The organism is Prolixibacter denitrificans, assembly GCF_003014495.1.
GTDB classification, from domain to species: Bacteria; Bacteroidota; Bacteroidia; order Bacteroidales; family Prolixibacteraceae; genus Prolixibacter; species Prolixibacter denitrificans.
In genome coordinates this window covers 119,798-136,864 of sequence record NZ_PYGC01000010.1, presented here as the reverse complement: position 1 = coordinate 136,864, position 17,067 = coordinate 119,798, and the positions used below count along the sequence as shown (strand labels likewise).

At 46.0% G+C, this 17,067-nt stretch carries 13 protein-coding genes and 1 pseudogene; all 14 read right to left on the bottom strand.

The window, feature by feature from the left end; all coding sequences use genetic code 11:
• Position 1: 1 nt before the first annotated feature.
• The 14 genes and pseudogenes from CLV93_RS16525 to CLV93_RS16455 all read right to left on the bottom strand — a co-directional run bounded on the left by CLV93_RS16525 (position 2) and on the right by CLV93_RS16455 (position 16,495).
• Positions 2 to 1,192 carry a UDP-N-acetylglucosamine 4,6-dehydratase gene (locus CLV93_RS16525; RefSeq protein WP_106543321.1) on the bottom strand — a complete coding sequence of 397 codons (1,191 nt, stop codon included), beginning with the start codon at positions 1,190 to 1,192 and terminating at the stop codon, positions 2 to 4.
• A 35-nt stretch (positions 1,193 to 1,227) separates the two neighbouring features.
• The gene (wecB, locus tag CLV93_RS20380) at positions 1,228 to 2,559 is read right to left on the bottom strand and encodes a non-hydrolyzing UDP-N-acetylglucosamine 2-epimerase (protein ID WP_211297882.1); all 1,332 of its coding nucleotides are present in this window, start codon (positions 2,557 to 2,559) and stop codon (positions 1,228 to 1,230) included.
• Positions 2,560 to 2,691: 132 nt separating this feature from the next.
• The gene (locus CLV93_RS16515) at positions 2,692 to 3,045 is read right to left on the bottom strand and encodes a four helix bundle protein (RefSeq protein ID WP_106543320.1); all 354 of its coding nucleotides are present in this window, start codon (positions 3,043 to 3,045) and stop codon (positions 2,692 to 2,694) included.
• Positions 3,046 to 3,126: 81 nt separating this feature from the next.
• Positions 3,127 to 4,467: a UDP-N-acetyl-D-mannosamine dehydrogenase gene (gene wecC, locus CLV93_RS16510; protein ID WP_281351381.1), complete on the bottom strand. Its 1,341-nt coding sequence runs from the start codon at positions 4,465 to 4,467 to the stop codon at positions 3,127 to 3,129.
• 179 nt (positions 4,468 to 4,646) lie between these two features.
• Positions 4,647 to 4,811, bottom strand: coding sequence for a hypothetical protein (locus CLV93_RS16505; RefSeq protein WP_174821587.1), 165 nt, complete (start codon positions 4,809 to 4,811; stop codon positions 4,647 to 4,649).
• A 218-nt stretch (positions 4,812 to 5,029) separates the two neighbouring features.
• Positions 5,030 to 6,409 carry an ATP-binding protein gene (locus tag CLV93_RS16500; protein ID WP_106543318.1) on the bottom strand — a complete coding sequence of 460 codons (1,380 nt, stop codon included), beginning with the start codon at positions 6,407 to 6,409 and terminating at the stop codon, positions 5,030 to 5,032.
• 8 nt (positions 6,410 to 6,417) lie between these two features.
• Positions 6,418 to 7,899, bottom strand: a complete 1,482-nt coding sequence (locus CLV93_RS20570) for a nucleotide sugar dehydrogenase (RefSeq protein WP_281351403.1) — start codon at positions 7,897 to 7,899, stop codon at positions 6,418 to 6,420.
• A 451-nt stretch (positions 7,900 to 8,350) separates the two neighbouring features.
• Positions 8,351 to 9,385, bottom strand: coding sequence for a glycosyltransferase (locus CLV93_RS16485; protein WP_106543315.1), 1,035 nt, complete (start codon positions 9,383 to 9,385; stop codon positions 8,351 to 8,353).
• Between the two features lie 717 nt (positions 9,386 to 10,102).
• Positions 10,103 to 10,660, bottom strand: coding sequence for a transcriptional regulator (locus tag CLV93_RS16480; protein WP_106543314.1), 558 nt, complete (start codon positions 10,658 to 10,660; stop codon positions 10,103 to 10,105).
• Positions 10,661 to 10,836: 176 nt separating this feature from the next.
• Positions 10,837 to 11,226 (bottom strand): GxxExxY protein, encoded by a 390-nt coding sequence (locus tag CLV93_RS16475; protein WP_106543313.1) that lies wholly within the window; start codon positions 11,224 to 11,226, stop codon positions 10,837 to 10,839.
• Between the two features lie 42 nt (positions 11,227 to 11,268).
• On the bottom strand, positions 11,269 to 12,408 hold the full coding sequence (locus CLV93_RS16470; protein WP_106543312.1) for a Wzz/FepE/Etk N-terminal domain-containing protein: 1,140 nt from the start codon (positions 12,406 to 12,408) through the stop codon (positions 11,269 to 11,271).
• A gap of 70 nt (positions 12,409 to 12,478) precedes the next feature.
• A pseudogene (locus tag CLV93_RS16465) lies at positions 12,479 to 12,691 on the bottom strand (GxxExxY protein); the annotation flags it as partial.
• A gap of 23 nt (positions 12,692 to 12,714) precedes the next feature.
• Positions 12,715 to 15,141, bottom strand: a complete 2,427-nt coding sequence (locus tag CLV93_RS16460; RefSeq protein ID WP_106543310.1) for an SLBB domain-containing protein — start codon at positions 15,139 to 15,141, stop codon at positions 12,715 to 12,717.
• Positions 15,142 to 15,976: 835 nt separating this feature from the next.
• Positions 15,977 to 16,495 (bottom strand): UpxY family transcription antiterminator, encoded by a 519-nt coding sequence (locus CLV93_RS16455; RefSeq protein ID WP_106543309.1) that lies wholly within the window; start codon positions 16,493 to 16,495, stop codon positions 15,977 to 15,979.
• Positions 16,496 to 17,067 lie beyond the last annotated feature (572 nt).

Here is a 17,067-nt window from a genome sequence, read left to right as displayed (position 1 = left end):
ATTACATTTTAGCGTCGAGGTATTTTCCTTTTTCTATGTAGGCAAAGTTGGGAATCATTTCAAAGAATAGTTCAACGATTTCCTTTTTTGTCCAGGACCCTGCTGATTTCATGGCTTGAATAGCCTTGGAGAAATGTTCAATTTTCTGCCGGTCGTAAACGGCGTTGTTTTTAATTATTCCCAAATTATTGAAACGTTCCATGTCCAATGTTTCATTGTCGGTGAAAAACTCTTCAAAATCTTTTTCACCGGTGGTATCACTAGATGTAAACAAGCAGGGCCATTGTCCTTTTTCTGGTAAAGTATGCACCAGTTCCCTGGCTTCATCTTCGGAGCTGCATAAATAGGCTTCAAAACCTTTGTTTCTTAAATAGCGTATGGCAATATCGGAAAACGTAACCAAATGCAGGTTTTCACTCAATTTTGGGAAAAATATATCGCGGTTTTCACCAAAGATGGTTGACATGAGGCATAACTCTCCAGATTCCTTGGGGATTACAAAATAACGTTTTATATCATTTGGGGCCACAATTGGCTGCCGTTTTTGAATCCGCTGGTTAAAACCATGTAATAAAGAGCCATCGGAGAAAGCTACATTGGCAAAACGGGCCGTGGAGATGTTTATTTGTTCGCTTTTTTGCATCAAGAACATTTCCATGATCCGCTTGGAAGCCCCCATCATATTGGCTGGGTTGGCAGCTTTGTCGGTGGAAACACAGAAGTATTTCTTAACTCCTTTGTCGATGGATTGTTGAATGGTTTTCCCGGTGTTGAAGACATTCACATCAATCATTCGCATGAGCGTGTATGGGTCTTTTTCGCTACGAACATGTTTTAAGGCTGACAAGTTTAGTACGTAATCGTATTTCCCGTCAGCATTCCAAAATGCATTGTATTCAATAGAGCCAACGTCGAGTGCAAAGGTTTGAAAATCGCCATTGATATAACCAAATGAACTACGTATATCTCGTACCAGCTCTACCATGTTGTTTTCGCTGATATCGACCACGTGTAATTTACGTGGATTTCGCTTAAAAATTTCTTTGGTTACCGCCTGGCCAATCGAACCGGCTCCTCCAATGACCAGAAAACGCGAAGAACTTACAATTTCAGAAAGTTCCTTGTCGTGACTAGCAATATCTTCTGTGAAGAGTTCTTTATCGCGACCAATGAGGTTCAGAATATTCTTCATATATAGTGACTAATAAGATTCAATGCTAAAATACGCTATACGAAATGTTTCACGATTCTTCCACAAGCCTTCCCATCCCCATATGGATTGTTAGCCATTGCCATTCCTTCGTATGCCTGCTGTTCACGAATTAGTTCGGTTACTTCGTTAATAATAGCTGATTTGTCGGTACCAACCAGTTTTACCGTACCTGCATCCAGTGCCTCCGGTCGTTCGGTGGTGTCGCGCATAACCAATACGGGTTTTCCCAGGCCTGGAGCTTCTTCCTGGATGCCACCTGAGTCAGTGAGGACCAGGTAGGAGGCGTTCATTAGGTAGACGAAGGGGAGGTAATCCAAAGGCTCAATAAAGTGTGTATTAGTGGAATGGTGGAACGGTGGAACGGTGGAAGCATCCGCGGATTGCCGTTCCGATGTGTCGTCACTCCCCGCAATGAGGGCTTCGCCAAACACCTGGGTGATAGCGTTGCGGACATTGGGATTAAGGTGCATGGGATAAACAAAGTCGACATCCGGGTAGTTTTCTGCCAGTTCCTTGATGGCTTCGCAGATGTTGATGAAGCCCTGTCCGAAATTTTCGCGGCGGTGGCCGGTGATGAGGACGAGCTTGCGATCAGTGAGCAGTGGTGAGTGGTCAGTGGGCGGGGGTACAGATTTTTCATTGTCTGTCTGGTCTACTGTTTCAGTGTTCCACTTGTTCTGTGCACCGTTTTTCCACTCTGTCAGTTTTTCTGCAGGTAAGCCAAATTCAACGAGCTTCTCTGTAATCGTCTGTTCGAGGCTTTTATCTTGTTTCATCTTATCGATGACCCAGTAGAGGGCATCGATAACGGTGTTGCCGGTGACGAAGATGTTTTCCTCTTTGACTCCCTCGTTCAACAGATTTTGCTTGCTCAAAGGGGTCGGTGCGAAATGATATGTGGCGATGCGACCCGTGATTTGCCGGTTCATCTCTTCGGGCCAGGGGCTGTAAATGTTGCCTGTCCGCAAACCTGCTTCTACATGACCGACCGGAATCTGTTGATAGAAAGCAGCCAAAGCAGCGGCAGTGGAAGTGGAGGTGTCGCCGTGAACCAACACCACATCCGGCTGCGCTTCCTTCAATACATCTCGCATTCCCAGGAGTACTCTTGAGGTTACATCGTATAAGTCCTGCCCGGCTTTCATGATGTTTAAATCGAAGTCTGGCGTAATCTCAAACAGCTGCAATACCTGATCGAGCATTTCACGGTGCTGTCCGGTTACGCAAACCAATGTTTCAAAACTATCGGGATGCTTTTCGAATTCTTTTACCAGGGGCGCCATCTTGATGGCTTCGGGGCGCGTTCCGAAAACGAGGAGGATGCGTTTTTTGTGGGTATCTTGCATAATGTTGTTTGTTGTTCTTTTTTGTGAAATGGTGGAAGAGTGAATAGTGGTGAGCGGTCAGTGATCAGAGATCAGTGGTGAGTGATCAGTGGTCAGAGACGCTACTAATCAGCTATATGCTCTTTTTTTGTATTAAATTTTTCTTTTCAAGGCTTGAATCAAGCCGTAAAGCATTTGTCGTATTTCGGTGATTCGACCTGTTAGCTCTTTTTGTGTTTGAAAATATTTCAGCCGATCTGCGATCTCAATCTGCGTATCCAGTTCGCCCAATGAAGCCAACGCAATGTAGAGAAAGTGAATATACTCCTTCGTATTCTTTCTCATGTAGCCTTCTGCAATGTTCGAAGGAATCGAAACGGCTGCTCTTCTCATTTGTGATGTCAATCCAAAGGTTTCGTCATTGGGGAATTGCTTCGTTATTTTGTATACCTCTTCGACGAGTATCATGGATTGTTGCCAAACGGTTAGTTCACGGAAAGAGTTCATGTTGCAGGAATGAGTAAAGAGTGATCAGCGGTCAGTGATATAGTGTGGGCCTACACTGTCCACTGATCACTGACCACTGATCTATTTCCTAAACACTCCACAGAAGTCCAATATCTTTGCATCTTCGCGGTATTTCAATGCTTTGAATTCTTTGTGTGCTACGAGGAAGGCGACAATGTCGGCGGTTTCGTATGCTTTTTTGTAGTCGGTTAATTTGAAGACGTGGTGTTCCTTGACGTTTGGTTCGACTACCATGATGCTGTTGTTGTTGGTGCCTTGCATCACTTTCTGGGTAATGTATTTGGCCGGTGATTCACGTAGGTCGTCGATATCCGGTTTAAAGGCAATCCCCATCATGGCTACTTTGGGCTCCCGGCCGTGCTTCAACTGGAATTCGAGCATAGCATTGTGGATCTTTTCCGATACCCAGAAGGATTTGTAGTTATTGATTTTCCTGGCTTGACCAATCAGGTTGGATTCGGCCGGGAAATCCGATACAATGAACCACGGATCGACAGCAATACAGTGTCCGCCTACGCCGGCTCCGGGTTGCAGGATGTTGACCCGGGGATGTTTATTGGCCAGTTCAATGAGTTCCCAAACGTTAATGTCGGCTTTATCGCATATGAGTGACAGTTCGTTGGCGAAGGCAATTTGTACATCCCGAGAGGAGTTTTCCGTGAGTTTACACATTTCGGCCGTACGAGCGTTGGTGGCGTGCAGTTCTCCTTTCACGAAAGTACGGTAAAATTCCATGGCTTTCTGCGTGGCTATCTCATCAATGCCGCCGATGACCCGGTCGTTGTGAACCAGTTCGTGAATCACATTACCTGGAAGTACTCTTTCCGGGCAGTAGGCCATGTGCAGATTTCCCTTCAGCTCGGGACGCTCTTCGAAGATGAGTTCGGCCATCTTCTCGGTGGTGCCTACGGGTGATGTGGATTCAATGATATACAGATCATCTTTTTTCAGCAAAGGAAGTACCGCGCGGGTAGCAGACTCTACGAAGGATACATCCGGTTCGTGGTCGCCCTTGAAAGGAGTTGGAACCACAATCAGGTAGACATCACTTTCTTCTGGCTGGGTAGCAGCTTTAAGGTTTCCTTTTTCGACCACTTGTTTGACGAGGTCAGCCAGTCCTGGTTCGATGATGTGAATCTCGCCTCTATTGATGGTATCTACCACTTTACTGTTGATATCGACTCCCAGTACGTCTATGCCTTCGCGTGCGGCGATGGTAGCTGTCGGAAGTCCGATGTAACCCAGGCCCATGAAGCAGGCTTTGAGATTTGTGTTGGTCATAGTGTTGTTGAATTTTAGTGAAACGGTGGAAAGGTGAAATAGTGACCAGTGGATAGTGGTCAGTGACGCAAACGTGCGTTTGACCTTTCCGGTTTCGTTTGTTGCTTTTTTATTATTCATGATCAGCGGTCAGTGGACAGTGATCAGTGAAATTGTGTTGTTAATATTTTAGTGGAATGGTGAAAAGGTGGAACAACGGACAGCGACCCGTGGATAGTGGTCTGTGGCACAATTGCGGTTAGGCTTTTCCTATTCCTTTTGTTTATTGTGAAAAAGTGGAACAGTGAAACGGTGCTTTTTTAACCCTTCCCGATTCCTTTTAGTTCGAACCCGATATTTTGCAGTTCTTTCCGATCCAGGATATTCCGTCCGTCGAAGACAAAGGCCGGCTTGCGCATGGCTTCGTAGATTTTTGTCCAGTTGTAGGTGCGGAATTGACTTCGTCGAACTTCGTTTCGTCCCATTCAGTTAAGACGGCTATGGCGTGCGAGTCTTTTAGCGCTTTGTAAGGATCGTTGTGCACGTGGACAAGCTTTCTGATCAAAGATGATTCTAATTTCACGAATTGGGACGAATTACGCGAATCGTCGACTCGTCGATGTTCTTGCAGATATTCAATGTAACCCGCTTTAGAACCATCCATTTGTGTGGCAAGGTTTTGCCTTGCTTGTTTCATGATGCATTATTTATGAATGATGATCCATTTCCCGTTTTTCCTGCCGCCAACTCGTTTTATCCTGTCCATTTTCTTGAGGTCATCTATGTCCCGAAGCACCGTTCTTTGGGTTAATTCTAAGAGCGCTGCGATTTCGCCCGTTGTTATTGACGGATTCGATTCGACGAGTTCAAGTATTTTTGTTATTCTTTTTTCTTTTGTGACATCTTTTGTGACATCTTTTGTGACATCTTTTGTGACATCTTTTATGACATCTGCTTTTTCTTTGAATAGAACAACGCGAAAGCCATTAAAAACTTCTTCGAACAAGGGTTGCTTCATGCCATAATCGGTACAAATATTTATTATGCGCCTAATACCAGAGCCATAGCGTTCGATGAGCCCAGATTCTTTGAATGCTTTCGCAATTAATTTATTCCTGGTTTTCGAACTGTAATTTCCCGAGAGCAAGTCATTAACGGTAATCCCTCCATAGAGACTCCCCGGGTTAAAAAAATCAATCCGGTCGTCAAATATTTTGATGATGCTGGCGCTGCTGTCTCTGTAATCACGGTGTACAACCATATTGATTACGATCTCACGAATGGCGTCCAACGGATAATCGAAGCGTTCAGTACGTTGGGGTTCACCAGTAATGATGTACTCTACCATTAAGTGCTTTTTTATAAACGCGATGATTTCATCCACTTCGGTAAATAAGTCGGTGTTCAGTGAAATACTGTCAATAATGGTCGTAGGTGTTTTAAAGCGCCCAACCTGTACATCGCTGATCGGGCAATATTCTTTTGCAAAGAGAAGATAACCGCCAAACGTCAGTTGCTGGTTACGGATGATTTCCAGTTTTGCCAGAAAGTCCATGTGGGGCATTTCAATTCTTTGTTGCGTTCGTTGTTCAATGCTTTCAACAAAACGCTTCACTTTTTCGGTTGAAATGTGTTCTTTACCATGGTTGGGATCGGGATAAAAGTCCCAACTTGTATTGATGGTTTTAAGGTGTTCATTGGCAATTTCGTCGATGCTCATCAAATGATTTGAATTTGCCACTCGCTTAAAATATTTCCCCCTTATCGCCACTGGCTTGATTGGGTATTCCTGAGTGGAGAAAATGATCACTGTTTTATTTCCATCTTTCACCACTTCCGTGTCGGGAACCAAAGCCGGAGATGTTTTGTTTTTTATTTCATTTACCCAGTTTTGAACCGATTCCGGATTGACTATTACCCCGGAAATTTCATGTTTCTGATTAATGCCGGCAATTACTTTTCCTCCTGACGTGTTGGCAAAAGCCACGAGCGTTTCAATGAGCTCGTTGTTGAAACTGCTTTTGAATTCAAGGCTTTCGCCTTCGCCTTGAGCGAGGATTTGTTGAAGTTCGGCTGCCGTCATTTCACAAATTACCCTTTGCCAATTCCCTTAATGTTGAAACCAATTTCTTTCAATTCCTCTTTATTCAGGATATTCCGCCCATCAAACACAAAGGCCGGTTTACGCATGGCTTCGTAGATTCTTAGCCAGTCGTAGGAGCGGAATTCGTCCCATTCAGTGAGGATGGCGATGGCGTGAGCGTTTTCCAATGCGTTGTAGGGATCGTCGTGGATGTGGACGTGGTCCTTGATAAATGATGATTCTAATTGCACGAATTGAGACGAATTGCACGAATGCGAATTACGCGAATTATCGGAATTACGCGAACTGTTTTCTCGTCTATGTTCCTGTAGGTATTCCAGATCGGCATAGATACGCTCTTTGGAGACCTTGGGGTCGTAGATGTGTATCTCGGCGTGGTCCTGGAGGAGTTCGTCGGCTACATAGATGGCGGCGGACTCGCGGGTATCGTTGGTGTCCTTCTTGAACGCCCAGCCCAGGAAAGCAATCTTCTTCCCGGACACGGTATTGAATAATGTATCGATGATTTGCTTGGCAAAGCGGTGTTTCTGGTAATCGTTGAGTTTCACTACCTGCTCCCAGTAATCGGCTACCTCAGGCAGATTGAAATGGCGGCAGAGGTATACCAGGTTGAGGATGTCCTTCTGAAAGCAGCTTCCGCCGAAACCAACGGAGGATTTCAGGAACTTGGGGCCAATGCGGGTATCGGTTCCTATGGCATGGGCTACTTCGTCGACATCGGCACCTGTTTTCTCACACAAGGCCGACAGGGCATTGATGGACGAGATGCGCTGTGCCAGGAAGGCATTGGCCGTGAGTTTTGATAGCTCGGACGACCAGATGCGGGTGGTGAGGATGCGCTCGCGGGGAACCCAGTTGGCATAGACCTCCACCAGGGCTTCCATGGCGCGTTGTCCGTCTTCGTCTTCTTCGCCTCCGATGAGGACGCGGTCGGGATTGTGCAAATCTTTGACGGCGGTGCCTTCCGCTAAGAATTCCGGGTTGGATAATACGGAGAAGCGGGGAGCGGGAGATGAATCCGGAGAGGGGGAGCCAGGGAGAAGGGGTGAAGAGGAGAGAGGGTGATGGGGAGAACGGGAGGCATCCAATATGGTTCGGATGGATTGGGCGGTACGGACCGGGAGTGTGGATTTTTCCACCACGATTTTATCCTCAGTTGCGACCTCGGCAATTTGCCGGGCGCAGAGCTCCACGTATTTCAGGTCGGCCGCCATGCCTTTGCCTACCCCGTAGGTTTTGGTGGGGGTATTGACCGAGATGAAGATCATCTGTGCTTCGCGAATAGCACTTTCCACGTCAGTGGAGAAGAAGAGGTTGCGACCACGGGCTTCGGCGACCACCTGGTCGAGACCGGGTTCATACACCGGCAACTTCGAGAGGTCGGTGTCGTTCCAGTCGGCAATTCGCTGTTCGTTAATATCTACTACGGTAACTTTGATGTGGGGGCATTTCTGCGCGATAACGGCCATGGTCGGCCCTCCCACGTATCCGGCGCCTATGCAGGCGATGTTTTTGACGTTGTTCGGGATCATGTTACTTTGAAGTTGCGGGTTGTATGTTGATTAAGGATATTCTTGTGAATACTTTTAATTACGCTAATTAAGGCGAATTACGCTAATTAGGCTTCGTTCAGCGGTCTGTTATGTTTGGATTGACACGGATTGTGTTGAAATATATTACGCTAATTAAAGCTAATTGCGCTAATTGTGCTTCGTTCAGCCGTCTGCTATGTTTAGATTCACACGGATTGGGTTCACGGATTTTCGCTGACTGTGTTTCGAAGGCTCCGGCCCAACTCCTTTCCCCCATTTGGGGAGAGGCTGGGAGAGGGGCAATCGCAGCGGCTTTCATATTGTACAACATGAATCCACTACAGTAGACTTGAAGCACGATTCATTCTCCATTTTCAATTCTCAATTCTCAATTTCTTAATCGTCGTTCGTGCAAGTCGTTATTCGCGTATACCGGCACCGCGATGCAATCGAAAATGGTTTGGACCTCGGCTTCTTCCGGTTTGTTGAATAAGCCATTGATGATTGGTTTAATGCTGTCGTTTACCAGTTTTTTCACCCAATAGAAAACAAAGAACTCCACTTTCCATACCTGGTAGAGCATTTTCAACGTCGTCAGGTAAGCCCAGCCGGCGTTTTTGTATGCCTTCCAGAAGCGTAATTTGCTTTCCAGAAGATATTGGTGTTTCTCCAGGTGCGATACAAATAGTCCGATGGTTTTGGAAGCGTTGTGTTCGTACGCCAGCGCCTGGATGATGTAGTTCTGCCGTAGAGCTCGTTTTACCTTTTCACCCAGAATGGTTTCCTCGTAATAGAGGAAGGTTTGGTCGTCGAGATAATTCACCTCCTTAAATACCTCTGTTTTTCCCAGAAAAAACGACCCTGGGATGCAGTCGACCGGAAGTGCTTCTTTTGCCGGATACTGCAGCGGATAATAATACCGTTTCAGGTAGGGGACAGCCAGTCCTTTGATGATTCGTGTAGCTCCTAAAATCTCTTTGCGCTTGTCGGGTAGCCTCCAGGCTGAATTCCGTTTGCTCATCTGCCCACGGACATGCATGACCGGACTGATGAAAGCGGGTGATTCCAGTGTCTGGTACCAACCGACCAACTTGCTCAGCAGTTGGGTATCACTAAATGACACATCGTTATTGGACACCAGGATATAATCAACCGCCTGTTTTTCGAGGTACCGGATGCCCCGGTTATTGGCCCGGGCATAGCCTTCATTCGTTTCATTTTGAATGACCGTTACCTGCTCGTTGGTTGCGAAGTGTCCCTGTAGCTTCCTGTAGCTTTCATTGGGCGAATCATTGTCGATGATGACAATTTCCAGAGAAATGTCTCTCTGCTGCAACAATACGTCCCGCACATACGTGATGGTATCGGAATACGTCACGTAATTCACAATGACGACGCCTATGGAAGGTTCCTTTTGTAGCATTTAATGTTTTAAGGGTGTTAAGAAAATTTCAGGTTTCAAGTTTCAGGTTGCGCTTCGCGGTTTCTGTTGTTACTATGGTTACTATTGTTACTGTTGTTACTGTTGTTAGAGGATTACAAGTTTCAAGTTACAGGTTTCAGGTTGTGGTTCGCGGTTAGGTTTATTGCTGTTGTTGAAAGAGTTTTTAGTGTTATGTGTTAAGTTTTAAGAAAGATTTCCCACAGATGGACACGGATTTGGAATCGCGGATTGACGCTGATTTTCGCTGACTGTGTTTCGAAGGCTCCGGCCAAACTCCTTTCCCCAATTTGGGGAGAGGTTGGGAGAGGGGCAATAGCAGCGGCTTTCATATTTTTTGTTCTTCACGATAAATCAACGAATAACCTCGAAGCGTAACTTAAATCTTGGCAATTAATTTCATCAAACTTCGTTTTCGTTCAGTGCGTGCGGCGCAGGAACAACATCTTTTCAATCTTGTGTATATTGTGCGCCTCTTTTAGATTTTCAATCCCGGGCCTGTCCCGACGAACGTCGTGGAGTGGCGTCGTGACCTCCTTACCCCTGGCTATTAAGATTATACCCCTCCAGGGTAATTTGAGCATCCCGTTGAATCTAAGTCCATCCGCGTAAATCTGGGAATTAAATCTTTATTTACCTTAAGCCTTACTCCTTAGTCCCTTATTCCATTTCAATTTTTCATTGTTCATCACTCATTGTTCATTGCTTCTCTCCCTTTCTCTTTTTCTCCTCCGCTTCCCACAGGAGCAGTGCATTCTTTTCGCTTTTCAGGTACTCCTGTTCTTCCTCCGCGGTGATGCATAGGGTACGTATCTTGCGATCGGTCATCTTTTCGGCACTGGTGGTCAGACGGCCAAGGTAGTTCCGATCGATGTTTTCGCCTACCAGGATGATGTCGATGATGCGGCTCTCGCGACCGGCAGCCATTTCGCCGGTGAGCCAGGCCCGGGACACATGCCCCAGCTTCCGGATCAGGTCATTAACGACCCGGTCGACCCCCACATGTTTCATAAGGATGTTGTGAATGTCGCGGAACAATGGATGTTGTGTGTTCGCCGTGAACATCTTTTTGTTGCCGTCGAAGCTCGATGTGAGCAGTCCGGCCTGTTCAAAACGGTTCAGCTCCACGCGGATGGCATTGGATGACTCGTTGAACTCATCGGCCAGCCCACGCAGGTAAGACGAGGTGCTGCTGTTGAGGAAAAACTTCAGCAACAGCTTAATTCTTGTTTGGGATGTAATGAGGGATTCCAGCACGATCGATTAGGTATTGATATTGGCTATTAATGGTGTTTTTGAGGGGGTGGTTGGGCGATTCATAAATCTTATTTGGATTACGCTAATTATGGCGAATTACGCGAATTAGGCTTCGTTCAACTGTTTGTTTATTTTGATTACGCGAATTATGGCGAATTACGCTAATTACACTTCGTTTAGCTATTTGCTTTGGTGTTGGCGAACCGTTTCCATCGTAGGCTTTTCTCCCCAAAATTGACCAAAAGTCCAACGGGAAGATTGGCAGCTTTGATGTAATTGATAGTTTGCTGTTCGTCTATTTTTAGTAAAAACGTTTTACTCTTGAGCTCCATGATGATTTTATCGAAGCAAAGAAAGTCGGCCTTAAAGAATTTGTTCATCGGCTTTCCTTCGTATTGCACTTCCAGTTTGATTTCACGGAGATGTGGAATGTTTCTGGTCGTTAATTCTTTCTCCAATGCTTCTGAATAAACACTTTCTAAGAATCCCGGTCCTAATGTTCTGTGAACTTTCATACAAGCTCCAATGATCGAGAATACTTCGTCCTTGAATAAAAGCTCTGTCATCAATTCGCGGAATTAGCTATAATTAGCGTAATATGTAACGGGTTATCTATCAGTCGATACCTCATCCGCCTTATCCTCATCGTTCCACCGCTCCTTAAATTGTGCCAGGTACTCCCTGCCGAAGACAACTCCGGTGCCGATGATGCCACCAAGGAAGATCCAGATGATGAGGATCATCGGTCTATTCGGTTTGGATTTTTCCAGGGGAACCGATACCGGCTCGATAATGGTGAAGACCGGCGTATCTTCCTTGACCTGTATTTTGGCCTGTTCCAGTTGTTTGGCCAGCTCGGTATAGACACTCGATAAGAGGTTGTAGTTGCTGTTCAAACGTTCCAGTTCAGTTTGTGCCATGGCGGTGGCTACATTCTTGTTGCGGTCGCGGAAGCGGGCCAGTTCGTCCTGTGCTTTTTCAAACTGCTTTTTTGTTTCGTCGTACCGCTGTTGCACAAATTCCAGATTGGCCTTCGCTTTCTTTACCTTGAAATCGGTGATGTATTGCTGCAGCATTTTTTGGGTGTGTTCTGCCAACTGTGCAGCGGGCAACGCTTCCGGCATGTTGCAGGTGAGGGTGACATAGCCGTCCTTGTCGTTGTAATCGATGGAGACCAAATCGGCCAGTTTCTTTTGAACTGTCCTTTGGTCATCGGTTAGCTGGATGGGACCGTTGTTCCCAGTCGAAGTTCCGTCGTCCGGTTTTCCCTTGATGGCTTTCAGGATGACTCCGGGTAATCCGATGGTAAACTTTTTCACGTAACCCAATACGGTTGGTTTGCTGTATTCGGTGTAGTAATCGAACAGCGATACCGGATGGTCGATTCCCTTGAAAGTGAGTTTTGTTTTCATCAGCTCCAGTTGGAAAGGTACACTGGAGATGATTTGCGGATAGACGGCCGGCGTGATATCGGAGGCTCCCCCGATGTTGAGATTGAAGCCTGCCATGGCTGCGAGACCGGAAAGACCTCCCAGTTTGGATTGGCCATCGGCACCCTGGGGTACCATCGTGGTGGTAGCGGTGTACTGTTTGGCACTGAAGAGGGCTACCAACAGGCCCAGCACCGCAAAGATGGCTACCGTTTTGATGATAGTTTTCCGTCCTTCCCAGAAGGTTTTCGCCAGTTGAATGAGATCGATTTCGTCGTCGGCCTCGGCACCCGGATTATATTTTTTTTCTTCTGTCATTTCTGTAGATGTATTTTTTAATGAAGAAGGATTACGCGAATTTTAGCGAATTACGCGAATTACACTTCGTTCAATAGTATGCTTTCGAGTTGGCAAACCGTTTCCATCGAAGACTTTTTTCACCAAAGTTGACTAAAAGTCCGACGGGAAGATTGGCTGCTTTGATGTAATTGATGGTTTGCTGTTCGTCTATTTTCAATAAAAATGTTTTACTCTTGATTTCCAAGATGATTTTGTCGAAGCAAAGAAAGTCGGCCTTGAAGAATTTATTCATCGGCTCAGCCGTATACCTTGTACCTAATAATTTTACAGTTTATTTACCAATGTAACGATCGTCAACGACATGGCGCTGAGAGCACTCGACAGGCTGATCCACTGGGCGGCGGACATGCCTTCCTTATCCGGGCGGGCCGGGACGATGATTTCACTGCCGGGCGTCACTTTCGGATAGTTCCGGGTGAGGAACAAGAAGGAATGGGTTGTGGCTGTCGTACCGTTGGGGTAGATGACATACACCTTGCCGCGTCGTGCGCGTGGGGCAAAACCTCCGGCTTTATTGATGTAGCTTCTCAGCGATTTGCCCTGTTCGAAGGTCTGTGCCACCGGGTTCATCACGCCACCGGATACCTTGATGGTCTGCATCTCTTTCGGAATGTTTATTTCATCGCCGGGCATGAGCATCAGATCGATCGCGCTGCCGGGATTGTCCATGATTTTGGCTAAATCGATTCCGACCAGCTGCTTTGGCGTGATATCCAGATGTAAGGTCGTATCTTTTGCCATTAATGCTTTGCGGGCATCGATTTCTTCCTGGGTCAGACCTGTGGTTCGGGTGAGTGTAGCTCCTTGCAGGTAAGCATCCCGGGTAAGACCACCGGCCCGGTTAATGATATCGGAAATTCGTTCATTTTTGTGTGCAATGCTGTAACTTCCGGCATACACTACTTCTCCTGTCACTGATACACTTCCCTGGTCGCGGTAGCCCGGTGCCCGCCGAACGTAAACCTGGTCGAAAGGCTGGAGAACGAAACCGGCGTCTTTCGGATTCAGCTTCAGATTCCGGGGAACCTTAAAGGTGAAAATGTGTGACAGCTGGTTGGTAGTTTCCGCTGCTTCGCTGTGACTTAGCCGCCGCGCTACTTCAATGAAGGCCACATCAGCATTTTCCTTGAAGCCACCGGCGCGGAAAATCAGGTCTTCCAGCGTCATTTTATCGTTGTAAGGGAAATGACCGGGATTGAGTACCTCTCCTACGATGTTCACTGTTTGGTCTTCCCGCATATCGAAGATAGAGCGGATGGTGACCACATCGTTGGGCTTGAGAGCTGTATCCCATGTGCCTTTTTCTACATCACCCAGGTTGAAAGCGATGTTTTCCCACTCCCAGTTGGCTTTGCGGCGGGAAAGGATGGCACGGTTGAGGAACGCTTCTTCTTTTGGACCGTCCGCTTTTTTCAGCAGGTCGGAGAGTTTCATCCCCTCTTTCCACTGGTAGGAACCGGGGCGGAAAACTGCTCCGTTGATGGTGACGCGGTTGGTGTACCGGTCGAGCAGGGTGTCGGCTTTCACCATATCGCCATTTTGCATGGTGAACTGGTCGAATTTTGCTTGGTCGACATCCAATATGCTCTTTTCCCGCTGAGTATTCCGGGTCACCGATAGATTTTGCGTATAAGCATTTTCGGCAAAGCCACCGGCATATTTAATCAGATTAGCCAGTGTTTCTCCTTTTTTCACTTCAAAGAGGCCATTGCGTTTGAAAGCGCCTTCCACATCAATGCGGTATTTGTAAGTGGGAATAAAGAGAATGTCCTGATCGCGTAACTGCACATTCGCTTTGGAATTGCCGTTGACCAGGAAATCGTATACATCGATAGTATGTACTACTTTGCCTCCCCGAATCACCTGGATGTTCCTAAATGAACCATTCTCTGTAGGGCCACCGGAAAGGTAGAGTGCATTGAACGCGGAAGCAGTGGCCGGCAGGGTATAGGTTCCCGGGGCGTTGACATCGCCAATCACGTTGACTTTGATGCTGCGGACTGTGCCCATGCTGACTTCGGCATATGTATTGGGATTGGCACCTGAAAGTCCACTGTAGATGCTGATAAGTCGTTTTTGAATCTGTTTGTTGGCTTCTTCGAATGTGCTGCCTGCCACATATACCGGACCGATATCGGGGATGTTGATGGCGCCATTTTGGTCGATAGTTAGCTGGTAAGTGGCCTGAGAGGCTCCCCAAACAGTAATCACCAATTCGTCGCCAATGCCTAATACGTAATCTTTGGGTGTAGGTATATTGACGGACGGCTCGAAAGTGAGATTTTTCGAATTGAACAGGTCGAAGCCGAACATACGGGTATTTTCCTTCGATGGCTTGATGGAAGCTTTCGGTGAGATCGTGTCGATGGTATGCAGTGGTGTTGTTTCCGTCGTTTGGGTGTCAGCTGTCTGACTCATGCCAGTGCCATTCTGCAGTTCCTGAATTCGTGTCATTAACTGGTCAACCTGGGCCTGTGATGCACCTCGTGCCTTGGCCAGGGCAATGGCTTGTTCCTGCGTTAAACCACGATCCTGTATCTCCTTCATGATTTTACGGATCTGGTCGTCGCTTAGCTTACTTACATCCACCTGCGACGGATTGACATTGCTTTGGGTTTGTGCCATTCCCTGTGAAACCGCCAGAGTCAGCGACAGAATCACCAGGGTGAAAATGGTTTTCAACTTCAACATATTCAGAATGTATGGTTATTTGTAGATATTGAACAAATCAAGTAAAAAGTAAGAAGACAAAAGCAAAAGGTTTACGGCGTACGGTGTAAGGTTTAGGGGGTATGGTAAATGGAGACGACGGAAAACCCTTTACAAATTAGTAATGAATAATTGAAATGGGATAAGGAGTAGGGAGCGCTCAACCAGGCCCCCTTCTTAAAACTTAAAACTCTTTCTTCTACTCACCCCAACCCCTCTCTAAGCATAGCGAGGGGCTCAGTCCGTCAGATAAATCAAGTTAATAGAAGTGAAGTGTGGTTATTTCGCTTTTCTTAAAACTTAAATCTTAATACTTAAAACTCTTTTTCCTACTCACCCCAACCCCTCTCTAAGCATAGCGAGGGGCTCTGGCCGGCAGATAAGTCAAGTTGAGAGAAGTGAAGTATTGTTATTTCTTTTTTCTTAAAACTTAACACATAACACTTAAAACTCTTCAACAATAGGAATGAAAGAAACCGCAAAGCGAACCTGAAACAGGGAAGCCTCTTTCCACAGCTTCGCCTCCTCAGTCCCATATCGAATGGGTGAGCAGGCAAAATTATTGGCAGCGGTTGAAAATTGAACTACAATTGTTGTTCATTATTAACCGTCAGTGTGCCAGTGATTCATCTGTTTTAGTCTTTTAAAAATGCTTGTAACCCTACCTTGTGCGGATTACACGGTCAAATGTAATGAATAAAAATATTACTCAAAATCTGAAACGTAAGGGAATTGTTAAAATTGTGGTGAATGGTCAAAAAATGATGGTGAACGTATCAAAATCTTTGATGAACGTGCAAAACTTTTTGATGAAGGGTTAGCGAGTGACCGCCAATTCGGAGATGGGAACTTCTACCATAACGGTGTATCCAACGGGCTGTAAACGAATACCTACCTTGTTTTTTCCTTTGATTTGAACAAGCTCGCCTTTCATGCCCATTAAGGGGCCGGAAAGGATCTCGACCATTTCGCCGGGCTTCAAATCTTCGCGGGTCAGTTCCACTTTGATCTGCTCCTGGTGAAGCATTCTTTTCAGCGATTCGATGTCTTCGTCGCGAACCGGTGCCGCTTTGCCTCCAAAGGTAATGTAGCAAACAACATGTTCTGTTTGAAGTACCCGATCGTAATCCTTTCGGTTGATATGAACAAAGACGTAGCCGGGCATCAGCGGCATTTCTACCAGCTTCTTCCGGTCACTCCACTGACGGAGTTTTTTTTGGATGGGTAAGTAAGCCTCGATATCTTTCTCAGCAAGTGTTTGCAGCACTTTCTTTTCAGAACGGCTTTTTACATATACCGCATACCAGCGCGTCAGAGATTCTTTTGTGGCTTCCATTCCCCGGTGTTTATTGTGCTTCAGGTTTATTTTGAATGCAAATCTATAAAAAGCGATGAAAGTGTGTGGAGTTCATTTGATTTTTTTAAGCAGGTTATGGGGTGTCCTATCGTTTTTTGCATTGTTCGGTTTGGTTGACTGGAGAGTATTATAATAAGAAAGGAAATTAATTGATTCCGAACAGTTACGGCCTAAACTAGTGGGGAAATCTTAAGAGTTAAGTAAACTTTTGATGTTGAAGTGGTCGGGTTTTATGGCGGTTTAAACTGTGTTTTTGACAAGAAGACGGGCGTCTTCCGACTTCTTTTTTTTGAAACTTGCCCCGTTATCGACGCTTTTTGTGAAAAAACGTTAATGGATTTCTGTGTTTGATTTTTGATGTAATGACTTCATATTTAGTCAGTAGAGTTTTGTTCGCGTTGTTCGGATTCATGTGTCGGTAAACTTTTTGGTGTAAAAATTAAATTTTGTAAAAAAATGTTTAAATTGCCACTGCTAATAAACTAACGAAGCTAACTGAACCGAATATTATGAAGTACAATGAAATGCTACATCCATGTGGCTCATTGTGG